General features: G+C 64.3%; 23 protein-coding genes. 8 read left to right on the top strand and 15 right to left on the bottom strand.

What is annotated here, in order from left to right; all coding sequences use genetic code 11:
- Window positions 1-68: 68 nt before the first annotated feature.
- The 4 genes from pstB to BM279_RS20180 form a co-directional block, all read right to left on the bottom strand.
- Complete coding sequence (gene pstB / locus BM279_RS20195) at window positions 69-902, bottom strand: phosphate ABC transporter ATP-binding protein PstB (RefSeq protein WP_013789324.1); 834 nt, start codon at window positions 900-902, stop codon at window positions 69-71.
- A gap of 83 nt (window positions 903-985) precedes the next feature.
- The gene (pstA, locus tag BM279_RS20190; protein WP_093506784.1) at window positions 986-2656 is read right to left on the bottom strand and encodes a phosphate ABC transporter permease PstA; all 1671 of its coding nucleotides are present in this window, start codon (window positions 2654-2656) and stop codon (window positions 986-988) included.
- Between the two features lie 19 nt (window positions 2657-2675).
- Complete coding sequence (locus BM279_RS20185; protein WP_093506740.1) at window positions 2676-4961, bottom strand: ABC transporter permease subunit; 2286 nt, start codon at window positions 4959-4961, stop codon at window positions 2676-2678.
- Window positions 4962-5127: 166 nt separating this feature from the next.
- Window positions 5128-6096: a PstS family phosphate ABC transporter substrate-binding protein gene (locus BM279_RS20180; protein WP_093506738.1), complete on the bottom strand. Its 969-nt coding sequence runs from the start codon at window positions 6094-6096 to the stop codon at window positions 5128-5130.
- A gap of 304 nt (window positions 6097-6400) precedes the next feature.
- Here BM279_RS20180 and BM279_RS20175 point away from each other — a divergent pair, with 304 nt between their 5' ends.
- The gene (locus BM279_RS20175) at window positions 6401-6799 is read left to right on the top strand and encodes an acyl-CoA thioesterase (RefSeq protein ID WP_027903190.1); all 399 of its coding nucleotides are present in this window, start codon (window positions 6401-6403) and stop codon (window positions 6797-6799) included.
- Between the two features lie 24 nt (window positions 6800-6823).
- Here the strand turns inward: BM279_RS20175 and BM279_RS20170 are convergent, their stop codons facing one another.
- A complete protein-coding gene (locus BM279_RS20170; RefSeq protein WP_093506736.1) occupies window positions 6824-7417 on the bottom strand; it encodes a DUF4124 domain-containing protein in 594 nt (197 codons plus the stop codon).
- A gap of 26 nt (window positions 7418-7443) precedes the next feature.
- Window positions 7444-8085, bottom strand: a complete 642-nt coding sequence (gene pyrE, locus BM279_RS20165) for an orotate phosphoribosyltransferase (protein WP_013789318.1) — start codon at window positions 8083-8085, stop codon at window positions 7444-7446.
- A 93-nt stretch (window positions 8086-8178) separates the two neighbouring features.
- Between pyrE and BM279_RS20160 the strand changes: the two genes are divergently transcribed.
- On the top strand, window positions 8179-8958 hold the full coding sequence (locus BM279_RS20160) for an exodeoxyribonuclease III (RefSeq protein ID WP_093506734.1): 780 nt from the start codon (window positions 8179-8181) through the stop codon (window positions 8956-8958).
- Window positions 8959-9102: 144 nt separating this feature from the next.
- On the top strand, window positions 9103-9987 hold the full coding sequence (locus BM279_RS20155) for an EamA family transporter (protein WP_093506732.1): 885 nt from the start codon (window positions 9103-9105) through the stop codon (window positions 9985-9987).
- Here the strand turns inward: BM279_RS20155 and BM279_RS20150 are convergent, their stop codons facing one another.
- The 5 genes from BM279_RS20150 to BM279_RS20130 all read right to left on the bottom strand — a co-directional run bounded on the left by BM279_RS20150 (window position 9988) and on the right by BM279_RS20130 (window position 12618).
- Window positions 9988-10332 carry a hypothetical protein gene (locus tag BM279_RS20150; protein ID WP_093506730.1) on the bottom strand — a complete coding sequence of 115 codons (345 nt, stop codon included), beginning with the start codon at window positions 10330-10332 and terminating at the stop codon, window positions 9988-9990.
- A 4-nt stretch (window positions 10333-10336) separates the two neighbouring features.
- Window positions 10337-11053, bottom strand: coding sequence for a tRNA (guanosine(46)-N7)-methyltransferase TrmB (gene trmB / locus BM279_RS20145; protein WP_093506728.1), 717 nt, complete (start codon window positions 11051-11053; stop codon window positions 10337-10339).
- A 73-nt stretch (window positions 11054-11126) separates the two neighbouring features.
- On the bottom strand, window positions 11127-11921 hold the full coding sequence (locus tag BM279_RS20140; RefSeq protein ID WP_013789313.1) for a thiazole synthase: 795 nt from the start codon (window positions 11919-11921) through the stop codon (window positions 11127-11129).
- Window positions 11922-11963: 42 nt separating this feature from the next.
- Window positions 11964-12164: a sulfur carrier protein ThiS gene (thiS, locus tag BM279_RS20135; RefSeq protein ID WP_093506726.1), complete on the bottom strand. Its 201-nt coding sequence runs from the start codon at window positions 12162-12164 to the stop codon at window positions 11964-11966.
- A gap of 82 nt (window positions 12165-12246) precedes the next feature.
- A complete protein-coding gene (locus tag BM279_RS20130) occupies window positions 12247-12618 on the bottom strand; it encodes a DUF423 domain-containing protein (RefSeq protein ID WP_093506725.1) in 372 nt (123 codons plus the stop codon).
- A gap of 151 nt (window positions 12619-12769) precedes the next feature.
- Here BM279_RS20130 and mtgA point away from each other — a divergent pair, with 151 nt between their 5' ends.
- A complete protein-coding gene (gene mtgA, locus BM279_RS20125) occupies window positions 12770-13492 on the top strand; it encodes a monofunctional biosynthetic peptidoglycan transglycosylase (RefSeq protein WP_093506723.1) in 723 nt (240 codons plus the stop codon).
- Window positions 13493-13710: 218 nt separating this feature from the next.
- Here the strand turns inward: mtgA and rpoH are convergent, their stop codons facing one another.
- From rpoH to ftsY, 4 genes are all read right to left on the bottom strand, one after another.
- Entirely contained in the window at window positions 13711-14565 is an 855-nt protein-coding gene (rpoH, locus tag BM279_RS20120) for an RNA polymerase sigma factor RpoH (RefSeq protein WP_093506721.1), read from the bottom strand.
- Between the two features lie 132 nt (window positions 14566-14697).
- Window positions 14698-15714 carry a permease-like cell division protein FtsX gene (gene ftsX, locus BM279_RS20115; RefSeq protein WP_093506719.1) on the bottom strand — a complete coding sequence of 339 codons (1017 nt, stop codon included), beginning with the start codon at window positions 15712-15714 and terminating at the stop codon, window positions 14698-14700.
- Window positions 15711-16382: a cell division ATP-binding protein FtsE gene (gene ftsE / locus BM279_RS20110; protein WP_093506717.1), complete on the bottom strand. Its 672-nt coding sequence runs from the start codon at window positions 16380-16382 to the stop codon at window positions 15711-15713. The genes ftsX and ftsE overlap by 4 nt, the downstream gene beginning before the upstream one ends.
- Entirely contained in the window at window positions 16382-17818 is a 1437-nt protein-coding gene (gene ftsY, locus BM279_RS20105) for a signal recognition particle-docking protein FtsY (RefSeq protein ID WP_093506715.1), read from the bottom strand. The genes ftsE and ftsY overlap by 1 nt, the downstream gene beginning before the upstream one ends.
- Window positions 17819-18076: 258 nt before the next feature.
- Here ftsY and BM279_RS20100 point away from each other — a divergent pair, with 258 nt between their 5' ends.
- From BM279_RS20100 to BM279_RS20085, 4 genes are read left to right on the top strand one after another with little or no spacing between them, the layout of a single operon-like run.
- Window positions 18077-19435: a M16 family metallopeptidase gene (locus BM279_RS20100; protein ID WP_093506713.1), complete on the top strand. Its 1359-nt coding sequence runs from the start codon at window positions 18077-18079 to the stop codon at window positions 19433-19435.
- The gene (locus BM279_RS20095) at window positions 19428-20936 is read left to right on the top strand and encodes a M16 family metallopeptidase (RefSeq protein ID WP_093506711.1); all 1509 of its coding nucleotides are present in this window, start codon (window positions 19428-19430) and stop codon (window positions 20934-20936) included. Before BM279_RS20100 ends, BM279_RS20095 begins: the two co-directional genes overlap by 8 nt.
- Window positions 20936-21541: a 16S rRNA (guanine(966)-N(2))-methyltransferase RsmD gene (gene rsmD / locus BM279_RS20090; protein ID WP_093506709.1), complete on the top strand. Its 606-nt coding sequence runs from the start codon at window positions 20936-20938 to the stop codon at window positions 21539-21541. The genes BM279_RS20095 and rsmD overlap by 1 nt, the downstream gene beginning before the upstream one ends.
- 38 nt (window positions 21542-21579) lie before the next feature.
- Window positions 21580-22566, top strand: a complete 987-nt coding sequence (locus BM279_RS20085) for a hydrolase (RefSeq protein WP_093506782.1) — start codon at window positions 21580-21582, stop codon at window positions 22564-22566.
- The last annotated feature ends 34 nt before the right edge of the window (window positions 22567-22600 follow it).

The following is a 22600-nucleotide window of genomic DNA, read 5'->3' as shown; positions in this document are numbered from 1 at the left end:
GCGTGCGCTGACAGTACGAGTAGTACGGCGAGCGTGCCCGACAAAGCCAGGGAATATTGGCCATGGCATCAGCCGTAGCGGCCGGTGATGTAGTCTTCGGTCTGCTTCTTGGCCGGGTTGGTAAACAGCGTGTCGGTGTCACCGAATTCGATCAGTTTGCCCATGTACATGAACGCCGTGTAGTCGGATACCCGAGCGGCCTGTTGCATGTTGTGGGTTACGATGACGATGGTGTACTTGGATTTCAGCTCGTAGATCAGCTCTTCGACCTTCAGGGTGGAGATCGGGTCGAGCGCCGAGCACGGCTCGTCGAGCAACAGCACTTCGGGCTGCACCGCCACGGTACGGGCGATCACCAGACGCTGCTGCTGGCCGCCAGACAGACCCAGGGCCGAGTCGTGCAGGCGGTCCTTCACTTCATCCCACAGCGCGGCGCTCTTCAGGCCCCACTCGACGGCTTCGTCGAGGATGCGCTTCTGGTTAATGCCCTGGATGCGCAGACCGTAGACCACGTTCTCGTAGATGCTCTTGGGGAACGGGTTGGGCTTCTGGAACACCATGCCGACGCGGCGCCGCAGCTCGGCGACATCCTCGCCCTTGCGGTAGATGTTGCGCCCGTCGATGTTGATCTCGCCCTCCACGCGGCACCCGTCGACCAGATCGTTCATGCGGTTGAAGGTGCGCAGCAGGGTCGACTTGCCGCAGCCGCTTGGGCCAATGAAGGCGGTCACGCGCTGCTTGGGGATGTTCATCTTGACGTCGTACAGCGCCTGCTTGTCGCCATAGAACAGGTTCAGGCCCGGCACTTCGATGGCCACGGTTTCGTTGGCCAGGTTCAGGCTCTGCTTGTCACGGCCCAGGGCCGAAATGTCGATGCCGTGGGTTGCGGTTTCGTGTTGCATCAATAGTCTCCTTCGGGGCTACAGGCTTCAAGCTGCAGCGCTGGCCGGCTCACTGGGCCCGCGCGCTGCGGCCTGCAGCCACCTTAATGATCCAGGGCCTTGTACTTCTCGCGCAGGCGGTTGCGCAGGTAGACGGCCGTCAGGTTGAGAATCGCGATGACCATGACCAGCAGCAGCGCAGTGGCGTAAACCAGCGGGCGGGCGGCCTCGACGTTGGGGCTCTGGAAGCCGACGTCATAGATGTGGAAGCCCAGGTGCATGATCTTCTGATCCAGGTGCAGGTAAGGATAGTTGCCATCCACCGGCAGGCTCGGCGCCAGCTTGACCACGCCGACCAACATCAGCGGCGCCACTTCACCGGCGGCGCGGGCCACGGCGAGAATCAGGCCGGTCATCATCGCCGGGCTGGCCATTGGCAGCACCACGCGCCACAGGGTTTCCACCTTGGTGGCACCGAGGGCCAGCGAGCCCTCACGCAGCGAGCGGGGAATGCGCGCCAAGCCTTCCTCGGTGGCGACGATCACCACCGGCACGGCGAGCAGCGCCAGGGTCAGCGACGCCCACAGTAGGCCCGGCGTGCCGAAGGTCGGCGCCGGCGCGGCTTCCGGGAAGAACAGCCGGTCGATCGAGCCGCCCAGCACATAGACGAAGAAGCCCAGACCGAACACGCCGTAGACGATGGCCGGAACGCCGGCCAGGTTGTTCACCGCGATGCGGATCACCCGGGTCAGTGGTCCCTGCTTGGCGTACTCACGCAGGTAGATGGCGGCGATCACCCCGAACGGGGTGACGATCACCGCCATGATCAGGGTCATCATGATGGTGCCGAAGATCGCCGGAAAGATGCCGCCTTCGGTGTTCGCCTCACGTGGGTCATCGCTGACGAACTCCCACAGCTTGCTGCCGTAGAAGCCGATCTTTTCCAGGGTCGACATGGCGTTCGGGCGGTAGGCGCGCACCACCTTGCCGAGGCTGATCTCCTGCTCGCGGCCATCGGCCGAGCGCACGGTCATGCTGTCGCGGTTGAACTGCTGGTAGCGGGCGTTGAGTTCGGCCTCCAGCTGCTTGTATTCAGCGTCCCAACGGGAACGCTCGGCGGCCAGATCTGCCTGGGCAGCCTCGGTCAGCGCGTTATCGAGCTCCAGCTTGCGGGTCTGCAGCCTTACGCGCTCGAGGCCTGCGTTGATGCGGCCGATGTCGCGCTTCTCCAGCTTGACGATCTCGCTGTGCAGCTCACCGACGCGTTGCAGACGCTTCTGCAACTCGCCCCAGGCGGCATCGCCCTCGGCGACCAGACGGCCCTCTTCCTTGACGTTGACTAGGTAGCCATAGAAGTTGCCCCACTCGCGGCGCTCGAAGGCGGTCAGGCCGGCGGGACGACGCTGCTCACCGAGCCATTCGCCGACCACCCAGGAGAAGTCCGCACCGTACAGATCACGGTTGCCGACCTTGAGCAGTTCGCGGGTCATGAATTCACCGCCCTCGGCATTCACCGGCAGGCCGGCCGCCGCCAGACGGGCGCGTGGAATCTCTTCCTTCTGCACCACTTCGCCGGCCATCTGCTTGGCCTGCTCACCAGGGACCTGGTAGCTGGCTTCGATGATATCGGCCGGCCAGAAGTGGCCCAGGCCGCGCACGGCGATAACCGCCAGCAGGCCCACGGTCATGATGATGGCGATGGACACCGCACCGGCGTTCATCCAGATCCACGGCGAGCCGCTCTTGAACCAGGATTTCAGATTGTGCTGTTTCACGGACATGGTCTTGCAGTCCTCAGAGCGAAGCGTACTTGACGCGCAGGCGCTGACGCACCAGCTCGGCCAAGGTGTTCATGACGAAGGTGAATGACAGTAGCACCAGCGCAGAAAGGAACAGCACTCGGTAATGGGTCCCGCCGACTTCCGACTCGGGCATTTCCACCGCCACGTTGGCGGCCAGGGTGCGCAGGCCTTCGAAGATGTTCATGTCCATGATCGGCGTGTTGCCGGTGGCCATCAGCACGATCATGGTCTCGCCGACGGCGCGGCCCATGCCGATCATCACCGCCGAGAAGATGCCCGGACTGGCGGTCAGGATCACCACGCGGGTCAGGGTCTGCCAGGGCGTGGCACCGAGCGCCAGGGAGCCGAAGGTCAGGCTCTTGGGCACGCTGAACACGGCGTCTTCGGCGATCGAGTAGATGTTCGGGATCACCGCGAAGCCCATCGCCAGGCCGACCACCAGGGCGTTGCGCTGGTCGAACGGAATACCCAGGTCATTGGTCAGCCAGCCGCGCATGTTGCCGTCAAACAGCCAGTTTTCCAGATGGCCGCTCATGCTAAGCGAGACGATGCCGACCAGCAGGATCACCGGAATCAGCAGCGCCGCTTCCCAACCATCCGGCACGCGCAGGCGAATCGACTCCGGCAGGCGGCTCCAGATGAAGCCCGCCAGCAGGATGCCGATGGGCGTGAAGATCAGCAGGCTGAAGATGCCAGGTAGATGCCCCTCTACATAGGGCGCCAGGAACAGGCCGGCGAAGAAGCCGAGGATCACCGTGGGCAGCGCTTCCATCAGTTCGATCACCGGCTTGACCTTGCCGCGCATGGCCGGAGCCATGAAGTAGGCGGTGTAGATCGCCGCGGCAATAGCCAGCGGGGCGGCCAGCAGCATGGCGTAGAAGGCAGCCTTGAGCGTACCGAAGGCCAACGGTGCCAGGCTCAGCTTGGGTTCGGCGTCGGTGCTGGCGGAGGTCGACTGCCAGACGTAGGCCGGCTTGTCGTAGTTCTCGTACCAGACCTTGCCCCACAGCGAGCTCCAGGAAATTTCCGGGTGCGGGTTGTCGATCAGCAGGCGTTCGATCTTGCCGTCAGCCTCGACCAGCGCACGGTTGGCACGCGGCGACAGCGCGGCGATGGTGAAGCCGTCAGCCACCGGCTCGACCAGCAGGGTGCGATGCGCGGTGCTGTGGAAGATGCCCAGGTTGCCCTTGGCGTCCAGAGCGATGAAGCCCTTGCGGCGCTCTTCGGAGAGGATCTGGCTGATCGGGCTGTCGGCCAGCTTGAATTCACGCACCTGCTTGAGCGAGGACTTGCCATCCTCGTCGCGGACCATGAACCACTGGGCGATGCCGCCGCTACTGTCACCGGTGAGCAGCGAGATGCCGCCCAGCAGCGAGGCGGCGTGGGTGATTTCCCGGGCACCATCGTTGAGCAGCTTGTAGCGGCCGTTGAGGGCCTTGGCGCGCAGGTCGAAAACGTCGGCGGTGGCGCGGCCGTTGATCACGAACAGCCACTGCTGGCGCGGCTCGATGATCAACTCCTTGATCGGCTCGGCGATCTGCGGCAGCGCCAGGCGCTCCTCGCTGACCTCCACTTCGCCGGTCATCATGTTCTCTTCGCGGCTCAGGCTCAGCACCTGCAGCTCACTGCCCACGGAGCCGGCGATCAGCAGCGTGCCGCTGTTGACACTGATGCCCATGTGCTCCAGCGGCCGGCCTTGCGGATCGAGGTTCAGCGGGGTTTCACCGAACGGGTAGACGATCGCCGGGGTAATGGTCTTCACGTCGTTCGGGTAGGTGATGCGATAGGTGTGTTCGAACACCAGCGCCTGGCCGTTGGACAGGCCCAGGGCGATACGGTGGCTGCCCGGCTGGTCTTCACCGACCGAGACCACTTCGCTGCCGGCCGGCAGCGGCAGATCGATGCTGGTCAGCGCCTGCATGGTCTTGGCATCGAAGAACTGGATCTTGCCGTTGCGGGCCAGACGCATGCCGACCTGGTTCTGCTCCTCGAGGGTCATCAAAAGCGGCTTGCCGGCATCGGCCAGCCAGGTGGGCTGGATGGCGTCGCGCTTTTCCAGGTCGGCGCCCTGGAACATCGGCAGCACGACATAGGCAAGGTAGAAGAAGATCAGGGTGATGGCGCCAAGCACGGCCAGGCCGCCGATGGATACGCACCAGCGTGCCAGGCGATCCTTGAACGCGCGTATACGGCGCTTGCGCTGCAGGGCCGGGGTGTTGAAGTCCAGCCCGAGGGAATTGGAGGAGGCGGTCATGGGGTCACTTGGCAAGTCATTCATAGGAGAGAGCATCTCTGCGCGGCCATGAGCGCGCCGTATTTTTCGTCTATATCGCGAGCGTGGCCAATCTAACGCGACTGTATGACAGAAAAGTTACAGTGCGGTGACGCAGCAAAGCCCGCCTCTCGATAAGAGGCGGGCTTCAGCAAGACTTACTGCGGTCGGTTTACAGACCCAGTTCCTTGCGGGTCTTCTCGATGACCTTGAGCGGCAGCGGAATGTAGCCGTCCTTGACCACCACGTCCTGGCCCTGCTTGGACAGGATCATCTTGAGGAACTCGGCGTCCAGCGGGCTCAGCGGCTTGTTCGGCGCCTTGTTCACGTAAATGTAGAAGAAGCGAGCCAGCGGGTACTTGCCCGACAGTGCGTTGGTTTCGTTGGCTTCTTCGACTTCACCCTTCTTGTTGACCAGGGGAACGGCGCGCACGCTGGCGGTGCGGTAGCCGATGCCCGAGTAACCGATGGCGTTGACGGTGCTGGAGATCGACTGCACCACGGAAGCCGAACCCGGCTGCTCATTCACGTTGGGCTTGAAGTCGCCTTTGCACAGGGCTTCTTCCTTGAAGTAGCCGTAAGTGCCGGATACCGAGTTACGACCGAACAGCTGCACCGGCTTGCTAGCCCACTCGCCGGTCAGGCCGATATCGCCCCAGGTCTTCAGATCCTTGGCTTCACCGCACAGACGGGTGCTGGAGAAGATCGCGTCGACCTGCTGCATGGTCAGCTGCTTGATCGGGTTGTCCTTATGCACGAACACCGCCAGGGCGTCGATGGCCACCGGAACGGCGGTCGGCTTGTAGCCGTACTTCTGCTCGAAGGCCTGGATTTCGCTGTCCTTCATGGCGCGCGACATCGGGCCGAGGTTGGCGGTGCCTTCGGTCAACGCGGGTGGCGCGGTGGAGGAGCCGGCAGCCTGAATCTGGATGTTCACATTCGGGTAGGACTGCTTGTAGCTCTCAGCCCACAGGGTCATCAGGTTGGCCAGGGAGTCGGAACCGACGCTGGACAGGTTGCCCGATACACCCGAGGTCTTCTCGTAGGCCGGAATAGCCGGATCGACAGCGGCAACCGCGTTGGCGGTAGCGACGCCAGCAGCGACAAACGTCATGGCCGCCATCAAACGCTTCAGTTTCATGCCTTGCTCCTAGCAGAGTGGTAATCATCGAGAGGCTGGCTGCCGTGGTCGTAGCGCCCGGCTTACCGCTTTCTCACGATCAGGGTCGTGTTGGTTGGGACGGGGCTCAGTATCATCAGCCAATGTGACCACTCTATGTAATCAATGTGACAGTTGGATGACGGCGCAAACAGGTACGCAGAGTTCGGCAGAGGACTGTGCGCCAATGCCTGCAACGCGCTAAGGTCGCGGTGTAGACACCCAGCCGGTATACTTTGCGTCCCTGCCCCGCAGGGCCCACCACTGCGCCGCGAGCCGTGAACAGATGAAAGACTTCGAACAAGAAGACCCGATACCGCAAGGCGACCTGGCATTGCAGATCACTGCACTGCCGCGCGAAACCAATGGCTTCGGCGACATTTACGGTGGCTGGCTGGTTTCGCAGATGGACCTGGCGGGCACCGCCATGGCCAGCAAGGTAGCGGCCGGCCGTGTGGCGACCGTGGCGATCGATCGCATGGCCTTCCTGGTGCCGGTGCCGGTCGGCGCGCAATTGTCGTTCTACACCCAGGCGCTGGAAGTCGGCCGCAGCTCGATCCAGATGCTGGTGGAGGTATGGAGTGACGACCCGCTGTCCAGCGAGTGGCGCAAGGTCACCGAAGCGGTGTTCGTTTTCGTCGCTATCGACGCTAGCGGCCGCACTCGCGCAGTACCGCGCCGCTAAGCGAAGGCCGCGCCTGGCGCGCGGCTAGTTACCCTGGCCGAGCAGCTCGCTGACTCGCGTCCGATCCGCGGTGAAGGCGCTCTGCGCCTGGGCACGCGCCGCCTGATAGCGTTCGATATCCTTTTTAAGCCGCACCTGCTCGTCTCGCTGACTGCTGATCTGATCGAGCAGCTGCTTGGGCACTTCACGCCCTGTCCGCTCCTGATCCGCCGCCTGCTTCTGCAGGTTGGCCTGCTGCTGACGCACAGATTGCAGATTACCCTTGGCCACGCCGATCAGGCCGTCGAGTTCGGCCAGCTTGCGCGCCTGGGCACGGTCGACATCCTCGAGGCTGCTGTACAGACGCAGCAACTGGGCATCGGATTTGGCCCGTTCGCGATCGGCGAGAATCTTCTGCATTTCTTCCGCGGTGGGCGCAGGCGGCACCACGCGGATCACCCGCCCCTGCTCGTTGAGCACCTCATAGCCCTTGGCGATGAACTCGCTGGGTACGCCCTGGCGGTCGATCACCGTAATGCCCTGGGCATTGGTATAGCGATACATCTCCGCCGCATTCGCCCATAACGGCAGCAGCAGGCCAAGCCAGAGGGTACTGCGCAGCAAGGGCGAGGTGGACATGGGCACGTTCTCTTGGCGAGCCGGGGTCAGATGCCGAATTCGGCGCGGTAGGCTTCAACGGCGGGCAGGTGTTGTTTCAGTTCAGCATCATCGGCCAGATATTCCAGCACCTGCTGCAGAGAAACGATGCTGACCACCGGAATGCCGAAGTCGCGCTCGACTTCCTGGATCGCCGACAGCTCACCGCGGCCGCGCTCCTGGCGGTCCAAAGCGATCAGTACGCCGGCTGCCTGGGCGCCCTGAGCCTGGATGATCTGCATCACTTCGCGGATTGCCGTGCCGGCGGTGATCACGTCATCGATGATCAGCACCCGGCCATTAAGCGGCGCACCAACCAGGGTGCCGCCCTCGCCGTGGTCCTTGGCTTCCTTGCGGTTGAAGCACCAGGGCGTATCCACATCGTGGTGCTCGGCCAGTGCCACGCCTGTACTCGCCGCCAGCGGAATACCCTTGTAGGCCGGGCCGAACAGCACGTCGAAGGAAATGCCGCTGTCTACCACCGCTGCCGCGTAGAAACGCCCCAGCTTGGCCAGCGCGAGGCCACTGTCGAATAACCCGGCATTGAAGAAATACGGACTGACGCGACCGGACTTGAGGGTGAACTGACCGAAGCGCAGAACGCCTCGCTCGATGGCAAATCGAATGAAATCGCGCTGATACGTTTGCATGAATGACCTTGAGGCGGCACAGGATGTGGCTTTGAATTACTAAACGGCGTCTAGCTCAGGTATCATACACGCACGTGTTTTTGGGGGCCATTTATGCGGATCATCAGTGTGAACGTGAATGGTATTCATGCTGCAGTCGAGCGCGGTTTGCTCAGTTGGCTGCAAGCACAGAATGCCGACGTGATCTGCCTGCAAGATACCCGTGCCTCCGCCTTTGAAATGGACGACCAAGCCCTCCAGCTGGATGGCTATTTCCTCTATGCCTGCGATGCAGAAGTACCAAGCCAGGGTGGCGTGGCACTGTATTCGCGGTTGCAACCCAAGGCGGTGATCAGCGGGCTCGGTTTTGAAACGGCCGATCGCTACGGGCGCTACCTGCAGGCCGATTTCGATAAAGTGAGTATCGCTTCGCTGCTGCTGCCATCTGGCATGGGCGGCGATGAGAGCTTGAATCAGAAATTCAAGTTCATGGACGATTTCTCCAAGTACCTGGACAAGCAACGCCGCAAGCGTCGCGACTACATCTATTGCGGTTCGCTGTACGTCGCTCATCAGAAGCTGGATGTAAAGAACTGGCGCGACTGCCAGCAATCGCCCGGTTTCATGGCGCCCGAGCGCGCCTGGATGGACGAAGTGACTGGCACCATGGGTTACGTCGATGCCGTACGCGAGGTCAATCGCGAGGCCGATCAGTTCAGCTGGTGGCCGGACAACGAGCAGGCGGAGATGCTCAACCTGGGCTATCGCTTCGACTACCAGCTGCTCACGCCGGGCATGCGCCGCAGCGTGCGCAGTGCCCGCCTGCCCCGCCAGCCGCGTTTCTCGCAGCACGCGCCGCTGATCGTCGACTACGACTGGACGCTGACCGTCTGACTGCATCGTCGATACTGAAACGCCCCGACCTGCTCGGGGCGTTTTCATTTCTGTATGGGGAAAAAGACCGCTAACTGTGGCGTTTCAGACTCGCCCATCCGCGCTAGCCTGCGCCTCCGCATACCACCACACGAGGCCGCGCCCATGACACCCAAGGACATTCTGCTGGCCGCCGTGGTGATCGTCGCCTGGGGTGTGAACTTCGTGGTCATCAAAGTCGGCCTGGACGGCGTGCCGCCGATGCTGCTCGGCGCCCTGCGCTTCATGCTCGCCGCCTTTCCGGCGATCCTCTTCATCCGCCGCCCGGACATGCCGCTGCGCTGGCTGCTGGCCTACGGCCTGACCATTTCCCTGGGGCAGTTCGCCTTTCTGTTCTCGGCCATGTATGCCGGCATGCCCGCCGGCCTGGCATCGCTGGTGCTGCAGGCCCAGGCATTCTTTACCCTGGGCTTCGCCGCGTTGTTCATCGGTGAGTCGGTAAAGCGCAGTAGCCTGATCGGCCTGGTGGTGGCAGCAGCGGGCCTGCTGCTGATCGGCAGCGAGAGCGGGCGCGCCTTCACCCTGGCCGGCTTCGTGCTGACGCTCTGCGCAGCGGCGATGTGGGGGCTGGGCAACGTGGTCACCAAGCGCATCGGCAAGGTCAATCTGGTCAGCCTGGTGGTCTGGGGCAGCCTGATTCCGCCGCTGCCGTTCCTGGCCCTGTCGCTGCTGCTCGAAGGCCCGGCGCAGATCGAGACGGGGCTGCGCAGCATTTCCTTGAATTCGATACTGGCTATCGCCTACCTGGCCTTTGTCGCCACCCTGCTCGGCTACGGCCTGTGGAGCCGCCTGCTGTCGCGCTACCCGGCCAGCCAGGTGGCGCCGTTCTCGCTACTCGTCCCCGTGGTCGGCCTCAGCTCGGCCTGGCTGTTTCTCGGCGAGGCGTTGAGCGCCGTGCAATGGGTCGGCGCCGCCATCGTCATGCTCGGCCTGCTGATCAACGTGTTCGGCGCACGCCTGCTGCAGCAATTGCGTGGTGTTACTGCCTGATCAACGCTGGCGCGAGATCCACCAACTGAACCCGCCGAGCCCCGCGAAAAACAGCGCGACGACGCCGTGCCACAACAGGGTGAGCCAGTAGCCCAGTGGATCGCTGGCCAGCGGATAAAGGGTCGAGGGGCCGATGCGCGACAGCGAAATGGCCACACCGCTGTAAAGCGCCTGCCCGACCGTGAAGAGAATCGCCGCGGCGCTGATGAACATGACCATTGCGGTCAATGGCAACAACAGGCGCGCGGCCCAGGCCGCACGCCTGCTGGGCTGAGGCATCTGCCACTGCGCACGGTTGCGCGCATGGGCGGCGCGGCGGGCCTGGCGTTTCGACAGGCGAGTCATCGGCTCAGTCGATGCGCTCGAACTTCAGATCCCAGACGCCATGGCCGAGGCGCTCGCCACGACGCTCGAACTTGGTCACCGGGCGTTCCGCCGGACGCTCGACACAGCGACCATCGGCAGCCAGGTTGCGATAGCCCGGCGCCACGTTCATCACTTCCAACATGTGCTCGGCGTAGGGTTCCCAATCGGTAGCCATGTGCAGCACGCCGCCGACCTTGAGCTTTTGGCGCACCAGCTCGGCAAATACCGGCTGCACGATACGACGTTTGTTATGGCGCGCCTTGTGCCAGGGGTCGGGGAAGAACAGCAGCACGCGATCCAGACTGGCATCTGGCACGCACTGACGCAGCACTTCCATGGCATCGCAGCTGTAAACGCGCAGGTTGGTCAGGTTCTGGGTCATTACCCCGTTGAGCAATGCACCGACGCCCGGCCGGTGCACTTCAACACCGATGAAATCCTGCTCGGGCGCCGCGGCGGCCATTTCCAGCGTGGAGTGGCCCATGCCGAAGCCGATTTCGAAAGTGCGCGGCGCCTTGCGCCCGAATACCGCATCGAAATCCTGCATGCCATCGCTCAACTCCAGGCCGAATTTCGGCAAGCCCAGGTCGAAGCCGCGTTGCTGCCCTTCGGTCATGCGGCCGGCACGCATCACGAAACTCTTGATGGCGCGCATGTGCCGCGGGTTTTCTTCGGCTGGGGTTTGCTCGATATCGCTCATGGGGTACTCGGGACACTAGGTGGAATGAGAAACGGGGACCCATGTCCCCGTCAGGCGCCTATGCAAAGGCGACTCAGCGGATCAGCCCCTCCAATGGGGAGGACGCGCTGGCATAAAGTTTCTTCGGCATCCGCCCGGCCAGGTAGGCCAGGCGACCGGCCTCGATGGCGTACTTCATGGCCTGGGCCATCAGCACCGGGTGCTGGGCATGGGCAATGGCGCTGTTCATCAGCACCGCCTCGCAACCCAGCTCCATGGCGATGGTGGCATCCGACGCGGTGCCCACACCGGCATCCACCAGCACCGGCACGGTGGCTTCTTCGAGGATGATGCGCAGATTGTAGGGGTTGCAGATACCCAGCCCGGTGCCGATCAGGCCGGCCAATGGCATCACCGCGATGCAGCCCATCTCGGCCAGCTGGCGGGCGATGATCGGGTCGTCGCTGGTGTACACCATCACGTCGAAGCCTTCCTTGACCAGCACTTCGGCGGCCTTGAGGGTTTCGATCACGTTGGGAAACAGGGTCTTCTGGTCGGCCAGCACTTCCAGCTTGACCAGCTTGTGGCCGTCGAGCAGCTCACGGGCCAGGCGGCAGGTACGCACGGCCTCGACGGCGTCGTAGCAGCCAGCGGTGTTCGGCAGGATGGTGTAGCGATCCGGCGAAATCACATCGAGCAGATTCGGCTCGCCCGGGTTCTGACCGATGTTGGTACGGCGCACCGCCACGGTCACGATCTCCGCGCCCGAGGCCTCGATGGCGTCGCGGGTCTCGTCGAGATCCTTGTATTTACCGGTGCCGACCAGCAGGCGCGACTGATAGGTGCGGCCAGCCAGGGTAAAAGGCTTGTCGTTGACTGCGTGGCTCATGGTGATTCCTCTGCAGAAAGTTGGAAGGGCGCGGCGCCGAGTTCAACCGCCGCCGATTGCATGGACCACTTCGAGGCGGTCGCCGTCGGCCAGCGCTGTGCTGGCGTACTGGCTGCGCGGGACGATATCGAGGTTAAGTTCGACCGCCACACGGCGCCCGGTCAGTTCCAGACGTTCGATCAGATCGGCAACGCTGGCGCCCTCGGGCAGCTCGAGGGTTTCACCGTTCAACTGGATATGCATGGCGACCCGTCATGACAGGAGAAAGGGCCGGCATTCTAGCCCGATCCCCGGCGATGACCAAGGCGCAGGCCCGCCGTTGGTCTCAGGCCATGCGCCAGGCAAGCAGCCCCAGGCAGGCCCAGCCGGCCAGAAAGGCCAGGCCGCCGAACGGCGTGATGATGCCCAGCTTGGCGATGCCGCTGAGGGTCAGCGCGTACAGGCTGCCCGAAAACAGCAGGATGCCGATGGCGAAGCAGGCACCGGCCAGGTTGACCAGACGCCCCGGCGCGACCAGCGCCAGAATGGCCACGCCCAGCAGGGCCAATGCGTGGATCAGCTGGTAATGGGTGCCGGTCTGAAACACGGCCAGGTACTCGGCGCTCAGCCGGCTCTTCAAACCATGGGCCGCGAACGCGCCCAACGCGACCCCGGAAAAGCCGGCGAAAGCCGACAGCAACAACCACAAGCGAACCATAGCGCTCTCACCGATTACCAATACAAAGACGCAGTTTACGCCGCCACACGCCTCGGCGCGCCTCCCCGATTGCCGCAGCGGGCCGCTGCATTGCCCGCAACGGCGCCAGGCACCTTATACTAAGCGGCCAATCAAGCCCGGCTCCCTGCCCATGCTCCGATCCCTTCGCCGCCTCCTGCTGAAGTCGCTGCTCTGGTTTATCGCCGGCTCCTTCCTGCTGGTGCTCGCCCTGCGCTGGGTGCCACCACCGGGCACGGCGCTGATGGTCGAGCGCAAGATCGAGTCCTGGGTCGACGGCAAGCCTATCGACCTGCAGCGCACCTGGCGCTCTTGGGACCAGTTGCCGGATGACCTGAAGATCGCGGTCATCGCCAGCGAAGACCAGAAGTTCGCCTATCACTGGGGCTTCGATGTGGAGGCGATCAAGGCGGCGCTGTCGCACAACCAACAGGGCGGCTCGGTGCGCGGCGCCAGCACGTTGAGCCAGCAGGTAGCCAAGAACCTGTTCCTGTGGTCCGGCCGCAGCTGGCTGCGCAAGGGCATCGAAGTGTGGTTTACCGGACTGATCGAACTGCTGTGGCCCAAGGAGCGCATCCTTGAGGTTTACCTCAACAGCGCGGAATGGGCAGACGGCGTGTTCGGCGCGGAAGCCGCCGCCCGGCACCACTTCAATATCGGTGCGTCCTACCTGTCGGCCCGCCAGGCGAGTCTGCTCGCCGCAGTGCTGCCCAATCCGCGACAATTCGATGCCGGCCGCCCGAGCGGCTACGTCAACCAGCGCGCCAACTGGATTCGTCGCCAGATGCGTCAGCTGGGCGGTAGCCATTACCTCGACCAGCTGCAGGCGCCTCGGCCAGCTTGGTGGGCGAAGTAGGCAGCTTGAAAAGCTAAAGAAGCCAGCGCTCTGCCGTCTGTGGGTGCGGAACATGCCCGCGAACTTCACCTGCTGGCAAACCCTTTTCGCGGGCATGAACTAGGCGCCCCCCGCCCACTCCCACAATCCTCACAATAGTTAAAGTCCGCAGTAGATCTGAATCGCCCAAACAAAAACGCCCCGAACAAGTCGGGGCGTTTTGGGTATTGCTGACCGGATCAGGCGGCGATGGAGCCCTTGAGCTTGTTCATCGCATTCTTCTCCAGCTGACGGATACGCTCCGCGGAGACGTTGTACTTGGCTGCCAGCTCATGCAGCGTGGCCTTCTCTTCGGCCAACCAGCGCTGCTGCAGAATATCGCGGCTACGCTCGTCGAGCGCCTCGAGGGCTTCGTGCAGGTTGGCGCTGGAGGTATCGCTCCAGTCCTCGTCTTCCATCTGCCGGGCCGGATCGTAGCGATGATCTTCCAGGTACTGAGCGGGCGACTGGAACGCGCTGTCGTCATCAGCATCGGCGGCCGGGTCGAAGGCCATGTCCTGACCGGTCAGACGGCTTTCCATCTCGCGCACTTCGCGGGCTTCGACACCCAGGCTTTCGGCCACGGCGTTGACTTCATCGTTGCTCAACCAGGCCAGACGCTTCTTCTGGCTGCGCAGGTTGAAGAAAAGCTTGCGCTGGGCCTTGGTGGTCGCGACCTTGACGATGCGCCAGTTCTTGAGAATGAACTCGTGGATTTCGGCACGGATCCAGTGCACGGCGAAGGACACCAGGCGCACACCCATTTCCGGGTTGAAACGCTTGACCGCCTTCATCAGGCCAACGTTGCCTTCCTGGATCAGATCGGCCTGAGCCAGACCGTAGCCGGAATAACTGCGCGCGATGTGCACGACGAAACGCAGGTGGGCAAGAACCATCTGGCGGGCCGCTTCGAGGTCTTGCTTGTAGAAGAGATTACCGGCCAGTTCACGCTCCTGCTCGGGCGTCAGCAGCGGGATGCTGTTGACGGCATGCACGTAAGCTTCCAGGTTGGCGCCTGGAACCAGAGCATGAACAGGTTGCAAAGAAGTGGACATTTGAATCCTCCGATTCACGAAACGTACGCAGTGTAGCACTGCGCAATATGACCGGAAGCCACCATCCTGGTTCCCCGGTCAATAGTCAATATCAACCAAATCAATGTGTTAGCGAAGCGTCAAACTAGCGCCTCAGCGGGGCGCCAATTCACGGAGATGTCGCGCCACCGCCAGCCACGCACCGATATACCCCAACAGCACCGCTCCCAGCAATAGGGAGAAGCCGTCGCCAGCGGGCACGCCGGCCAGGGCGAAATCACTGCCATACAATCCCGACAGGCGCACCACGGCATCGTTCAACCAGTTCAGCCCAAAGGCCAGCACCAGCCAGGACAGCACACCTGCGCCCAGCCCATAGAGCGCGCCCATATAAAGGAACGGACGGCGCACGTAGCTATCGGTGCCACCGACCAGCTTGATCACCTCGATCTCGGTGCGGCGATTCTCGATATGCAGGCGAATGGTGTTACCGATCACCAGCAGCAGCGCCATGACCAGCAGCACGGTCAAGCCGAATACGAATCGGTCGCCCAGAGACAGGATGGCACTCAGGCGCTCGACCCATAACAGATCGAGCTGCGCCTGCTGCACGTGGGGCAACTCGGCCAGGCGCTGACGCAGTGCCTCCAGCGTAGCCTTGTCGACTTCCTTCGGTGTCACCAGCACCGCGCCCGGCAACGGGTTGTCCGGCAGCTCCTTGAGCGCCTGACCGAGGCCGGATTGCTGCTGGAATTCCTCCAGCGCCTGTTCACGACTGACCCATTCGGCCTCGGCGACGTCGTCCATGCCCGCAATTTCTTCGCGCAGGGCCTGGCCCTGGCTATCGCTGGTATCGATCTTGAGGAACACCGAGATCTGCGCAGCACGCTCCCAGGTACCGCCAAGACGCTCGACGTTGTTGAGCAGCAGCGAAAGGCCCATGGGCAGGCTCAGGGCCACGGCCATCACCAGGCAGGTGAAGAAGCTGCCGATCGGCTGCTTGCCGAGACGACGCAGGCTATCGACCAGACTGGCGCGGTGGCTTTCCAGCCAGGCGCGGGTCAGGGTGCGAAAATCCGGTTCGTTGTCCGGGCCCTGAGGCTCGGCGTTTTTGGGTGCTGCGCCGACGCGTTGGGACGGCTGCGGTGGCGGGATGCGGGAAGCGCTCATTCGCCCGCCTCCCCGTCGCCGATCAGGCGGCCACGTTGCAGGGTGAGCATGCGGTGGCGCATGCGCGCGATCAACGCCAGGTCGTGACTGGCGATCAGCACGCTAGTGCCGAGGCGGTTGATGTCTTCGAATACGCCCATGATTTCCGCCGCCAGACGCGGGTCGAGGTTACCGGTGGGTTCATCGGCCAGCAGCAGGGCCGGACGATGGACGATGGCGCGGGCGATGCCGACGCGCTGTTGCTGGCCGGTGGACAGGTCCCCGGGGTACAGCTCGGCCTTGTCGCTCAGGGAAACCCGTTCCAGCGCCGAACCGACGCGGCGGCCGATATCGCTCTTGGACAGACCGAGGATCTGCAGCGGCAGGGCCACGTTGTCATACACGCTACGGTCGAACAGCAGTTGGTGGTTCTGGAACACCACGCCGATCTGCCGGCGCAGGAAGGGAATCTGCGCGTTGCTGATCTGCCCCAGGTCCTGCCCGGCCAGCAGCAGCTTGCCCGAGGTCGGGCGCTCCATGGCCAGTAGCAGGCGCAGCAGGGTGCTCTTGCCGGCGCCGGAGTGGCCGGTGACGAACAGGAACTCGCCGCGCCGCACGCGGAAACTCAACTCATGCAACCCGACATGACCGTTGGGGTAACGCTTGCCGACCTGCTCGAATCGGATCATCACTGCTCCCGCTGCTGGAAAAGCGCCTGAACGAAGGGTTCGGCCTCGAAGGTGCGCAAATCATCGATCCCCTCACCCACGCCGATATAGCGAATCGGCAGGCCGAACTGCTTGGCCAGGGCGAAGATCACGCCGCCCTTGGCCGTACCATCCAGCTTGGTCAGGGCCAGGCCGGTCAAGTTCACCGTCTGGTTGAATTGTTTGGCCTGGTTGATGGCGTTCTGGCCGGTGCCGGCATCCAGCACCAGCAGCACTTCGTGAGGCGCGCTGTCGTCGAGCTTGCCGATCACCCGGCGAACCTTCTTGAGCTCCTCCATCAGGTTGTCCTTGGTGTGCAGGCGGCCGGCGGTATCGGCGATCAGTACGTCCATGCCACGGGCCTTGGCGGCCTGCACGGCATCAAAGATCACCGAGGCCGAATCGGCGCCGGTGTGCTGGGCGATCACCGGGATCTTGTTGCGCTCACCCCACACCTGCAGCTGTTCAACGGCGGCGGCGCGGAAGGTGTCGCCAGCGGCGAGCATGACCTTCTTGCCCTCGCCCTGCAGCTTCTTGGCCAGCTTGCCGATGGTGGTGGTCTTGCCGGCACCATTCACGCCGACCACCAGAATCACGTAGGGGCGCTTGGCGCTGTCGATCTTCAGCGGCTGCTCGACCGGGCGCAGCATGGCGGCCAGCTCTTCCTGCAGCGCCTTGAACAGCGCGTCGCTGTCGGTCAGCTGCTTGCGCGCGACCTTCTGGGTCAGGCTGCCGATGATCACCGTGGTGGCTTCAACGCCCACGTCGGCAGTGAGCAGACGGGTCTCGATCTCGTCGAGCAGGTCGTCGTCGATGGTCTTCTTGCCAAGGAACAGGCTGGCCATGCCTTCGCCGATACTGGCGCTGGTCTTGGACAGGCCCTGGCGTAGGCGGGCGAACCAGCCACCCTTGTTGTCAGACGGTTTGTTCTGCTCGACCACTGGCTCGGCGACCACTTCGGCCGGGGCGGTCAGCACCGCGGCTGGCGTGGCAGGCACGGCATGCTGCACGTCGCTGCCGGAGGCCAGCTCAGGCGAATGCTCAGGCTGCGCCGCCGGCTGTTCGGCAACCGGCTCAGGCAAGGCTTCAGGGCCATGGCGGGTGGCGTCGTCCACCACGGGCTCGGCGGTGACGGCCGGTTCGCTGAGCGCAGGCGCCTCGACCGGGTCACGGCTGACCGGGTCGCCATCGACGGTAGCGCTCTGCAAAACCTGAGGGGTCTCAGCCGGCTGCGCTTGTGGTGACAGCTCTGGCTGGCTCTGCGCCGCTACCTCAGGCGCATCGGCCTGGGGCTCCGGAACGGCGGGAGTGGGCTCGGCTGGCTTCTTACGCAGCCAGCCGAACAGGCCACGCTTCTCGGCTTTCTCGGCGCCCTGTTCGGGGGCCGGAGTCTTGTTGTCGTCTTTTGAACCAAACATGGAGGACGGCTATCTCACTGGGGCGAACGCCATGGCGCCTGGGCACGAGGGGCTGAGGGCTTGCAGTTGGGCAGCTGATTAATTGCAAACTGCCATTGCCAGACGTGGTCGCCGTTAAAACGGATGCGTATCCTAGCACCTCCGCAGCCACCACGGCTAAGCCACGCGACCGCTCTGACGGCCTGCCTCGGCGACGCTGCACCGCGCTCACACCCGACCGCAATCCCACGCCCGGCGTGGTTCAACGAGGAGAGAGGTTTGTCCACTTCACTTGCCCGCCATCTCGCCGGCCTGCTACTGGCCGTCTGCGCCCTGCCATTCGGCGCGCACGCCGCGGCACTGCAACCGACCCATGAATTCACCCTCGACAACGGCCTCAAGGTCATCGTCCGCGAAGACCACCGTGCCCCCGTGGTGGTCTCGCAGATCTGGTACAAGGTCGGCTCCAGCTACGAGACCGCCGGCCAGACCGGCCTGTCCCACGCCCTGGAACACATGATGTTCAAGGGCAGCCGCAAGCTCGGCCCCGGCGAAGCCTCGCGGGTGCTGCGTGACCTGGGCGCTGAAGAGAACGCGTTCACCAGCGACGACTACACCGCCTATTACCAGGTGCTGGCCGCCGACCGCTTGGGCGTGGCCTTCGAGCTGGAGGCCGACCGCCTGGCCAGCCTGCGCCTGCCGCCGGAAGAGTTCGCCCGGGAGATCGAGGTGATCAAGGAAGAGCGCCGCCTACGCACCGACGACAAACCTTCGGGCTTGGCTTACGAGCGCTTCAAGGCCATGGCCTACCCGGCCAGCGGCTACAGCATCCCGACCATCGGCTGGATGGCCGACCTGGACCGCATGAGCGTGCAGGAGCTGCGTCACTGGTACGAAACCTGGTACGTGCCCAACAACGCCACCCTGGTGGTGGTCGGCGACGTAACCGCCGATGGCGTCAAAGCCCTGGCCCAGCGCTACTTCGGCACGATCCCCAAGCGTGAAGTGCCGGCCGCGAAGATTCCCCTGGAGCTGGCCGAGCCCGGCGAGCGGCAGATCACCCTGCATCTGAAGACCCAGCTGCCCACCCTGATGATGGGCTTCAACGTGCCGGGCCTGGCCACCGCCAGGAACCCGCGTGATGTGCACGCCCTGCGCCTGATCGCCGCCCTGCTCGACGGCGGCTACAGCGCGCGCCTGGCCAGCCGCCTGGAGCGCGGCGAGGAATTGGTGTCCGGCGCCAGCGCCTGGTATAACGGCTACACACGCGGCGACAGCCTGTTCACGATCTCCGCGACGCCCAACGTGCAGACCGGCAAGACTCTGGAGCAAACCGAGGCCGGCATCTGGCGCGAGCTTGAGGACCTGCAGCACAAAGCGCCGTCGGCCGAGGAACTGGCCCGCGTACGCGCCCAGCTGATCGCCGAACTGGTTTACGACCGCGATTCGATCAGCAGCCAGGCCACCGCCATCGGCCAGCTGGAGACCGTCGGCCTGTCCTGGAAGCTGATCGACCAGGAACTCGCCGAGCTGGAGGCCGTGACCCCGGCCGACATCCAGAACGCCGCCAAGACCTACTTCACCCGCGATCGCCTCAGCGTCGCCCACGTTCTGCCCGAGGAGAAGCGCGATGAGTAAGCGCAACGGCCCGCGCTACGCCCTGCTGGGGCTGTTCCTGATCGCCCTGCTGGCGGCCCTGGCCTTCACCGTCAAACGCGCACCGGACGCTGCCGAGCCCACTGCCCAGTCCGCACAAGCCGCACAAGCCGCACAAGCCGACGACAGCAAACTGCAGTCACTGGCCGAGCTGGACGGCAAGGAGCCCGAGCGCCGCAAACTGGATATCCAGAGCTGGAAGACCGCCGAAGGCGCCAAGGTGCTGTTCGTCGAAGCCCGCGAGTTGCCGATGTTCGACCTGCGCCTGACCTACGCCGGCGGCAGCAGCCAGGACGGCGACGTGCCCGGCCTGGCGCTGCTGACCAACGCCATGCTCAACGAAGGCGTGCCCGGCAAGGACGTCGGCGCCATCGCCGCCGGCTTCGAGAGCCTGGGCGCCGAGTTCGGCAATGGTGCCTACCGCGACATGGCGGTCACCAGCCTGCGCAGCCTCAGCACCGCCGAGCAGCGCGAGCCGGCCCTGAAGCTGTTCGAGCAGGTGATCGGCAAACCGACCTTCCCGGCCGACTCGCTGGCGCGCATCAAGAACCAGATTCTCGCCGGCTTCGAATTCCAGAAGCAGAACCCCGGTAAGCTGGCCAGCCTGGAGCTGTTCGAGCGCCTGTATGGCAAGCATCCGTACGGACACCCGAGCGAAGGCACAGCGCAGTCGGTGCCCGACATCAGCCGCGCACAGCTGCAGGCCTTCCACGCCAAGGCCTATGCCGCCGGCAACGCGGTGATTGCCCTGGTCGGTGACCTGTCTCGCGAGGAAGCCGAAGCCATCGCAGCCGAGGTTTCCGCATCGCTGCCCAAAGGCCCGGCCCTGACCAAGACCGTGGAGCCCGAGGCGCCCAAGCCAGGCCTGACCCATATCGACTTCCCTTCCAACCAGACTCACCTGCTGATCGCCCAGCTGGGTATCACCCGTGAGGACCCTGACTATGCTGCCCTTTACCTGGGCAACCAGGTGTTCGGCGGCGGCGGTTTCGGTACCCGGCTGATGACCGAAGTGCGCGAGAAGCGCGGCCTGACCTACGGCGTGTACTCCGGCTTCACCGCCATGCAGGCCCGCGGCCCGTTCATGATCACCCTGCAGACACGCGCCGAGCTCAGCGACGGCACCCTGCAGCTGGTCAAGGATCTGCTGCGCGACTTCATCGCGGCCGGCCCGACCCAGGAAGAACTGGACGCCGCCAAGCGCGAGATGGCCGGCAGCTTCCCGCTGTCCACCGCCAGCAACGCGGCCATCGTCGGCCAGCTCGGTGCCATCGGTTTCTACGACCTGCCGCTCACCTACCTGGAAGATTTCATGGCCCAGGTGCAGGCGCTCAGCGTCGAGCAGGTGAAGACCGCCATGGCCAAGCATCTCGACCCCGAAGCACTGGTGATCGTCACCGCCGGACCGAAGGTCGAGCAGAAAGAGCTGCCGCCGCCCACCGACAAGCCGGCAGAGATGCCCGCTGCCGTACCGGAGCACTGATGGCCAGACGACCGACCACCGGCAAAGCACCCGTCGCCCACGGTGGCGACGGGCAACTGCGCATCATTGCCGGGCAATGGCGCAGCCGCCAGTTCGCTTTCCCCATGGCTCACGGCCTGCGCCCCACGCCCAACCGCGTGCGCGAGACCCTGTTCAACTGGCTGGCGCCCTACGTGGAAGCTGCCCGGGTGCTCGACCCGTTCGCCGGCAGCGGCGCGCTGTTTCTCGAAGCGCTGTCACGCGGTGCCGGCAGCGCCCTGGCGTTGGACCTCAACCCGGCGGCAGTGACCAGCCTGCGCGGCCACCTGGCCACCCTGCGCTGCGACAACGGCCAGGTGCTGCAGAGCGATGCCCTCGCCTACCTGCAGAGCCAGCCGGCCACACCGTTCGACCTGGTGTTCCTCGACCCGCCCTTCAGCCAGGATCTGCTGCTGCCCGCCTGCACGCTGCTGGAAGAACGGGGTTGGCTGGCCGACGATGCCTGGGTCTACACCGAGAGCGAGCAGGTGCCATCGAGCCTCGGCATGCCCGGAAACTGGCGCCTGCACCGTGAGCAGAAGGCTGGCCAGGTGCATTACGCACTATGGGAGCGCCGTTCGGCGTAAGTGCCGACGGCGGCCTGAAGATGGGCGAGCGCATGCCGATGACGAGCAGCTTCCAGCCCGCCTGGTGGCTGCCCGGGCCGCACCTGCAAACCCTGTGGGGCTCGCTGTGCCGCCGCCCGCCGGAACTGGAACGCCAACGTGAACGCCTGTGGCTGGAAGACGGCGACTTTCTCGACCTCGACTGGCACGGCCCCCATGAAGCCCACGCGCCTCTGGTGCTGGTGCTGCACGGCCTGACCGGCTCCTCCGGCTCCCACTACGTGCTCGGCCTGCAACGCCAACTGGCGACCCAGGGCTGGGCCAGCGTGGCGCTCAACTGGCGCGGCTGCTCGGGCGAGCCCAACCTGCTGCCACGCGGCTATCACTCCGGCGCCAGCGAAGACCTGGCCGAAACCATCCGCCATCTGCAGGCCAAGCATCCCCTGGCGCCGCTGTATGCCGTGGGCTATTCGCTGGGCGGCAACGTGCTGCTCAAGTACCTGGGGGAAACTGGCGCCGCCAGCGGCCTGCAAGGCGCAGCCGCGGTGTCGGTGCCGTTTCGCCTGGACCAGTGCGCCGACCGTATCGGCGTTGGCTTTTCGCGGGTCTACCAGGCGCATTTCATGCGCGCCATGGTCGCCTACGTGAAGGATAAGCAGCGCCTGTTCGCCCACCAGGGCCAGGCCGATCGGCTGTCGATCCTGGAAAAGCTCGGCCCGCTGGACGGCATGCGTACCTTCTGGGATTTCGACGGCCGCATCACCGCGCCGCTGCACGGCTTCGAGAATGCCGACGACTATTACCGACGCGCCTCGAGCCGCTATTTCCTGGGCCGTATCCAGACGCCGACGCTGATGATCCAGTCCAGCGACGACCCGTTCGTCTATCCGCACAGCCTGCCCGAAGCCAATGAGCTGGCCGATTGCATCCGTTTCGAGCTGCACGCCAAGGGCGGCCATGTCGGCTTCGTCGACGGCTCTCCGAGCCGGCCCGGCTATTACCTGGAAAGACGTATCCCGGCGTGGCTGGCAAGCCTGAAGACCTGAGCCCAACCCATCTGCGGCATGCCTGATCGGCGGT

Origin of the sequence: Phytopseudomonas straminea (assembly GCF_900112645.1) — a bacterium.
Lineage (GTDB): Bacteria > Pseudomonadota > Gammaproteobacteria > Pseudomonadales > Pseudomonadaceae > Aquipseudomonas > Aquipseudomonas straminea.
The sequence above is the reverse complement of the archived record's forward strand: the minus strand, read 5'-3'. Positions and strand labels throughout refer to the sequence as shown.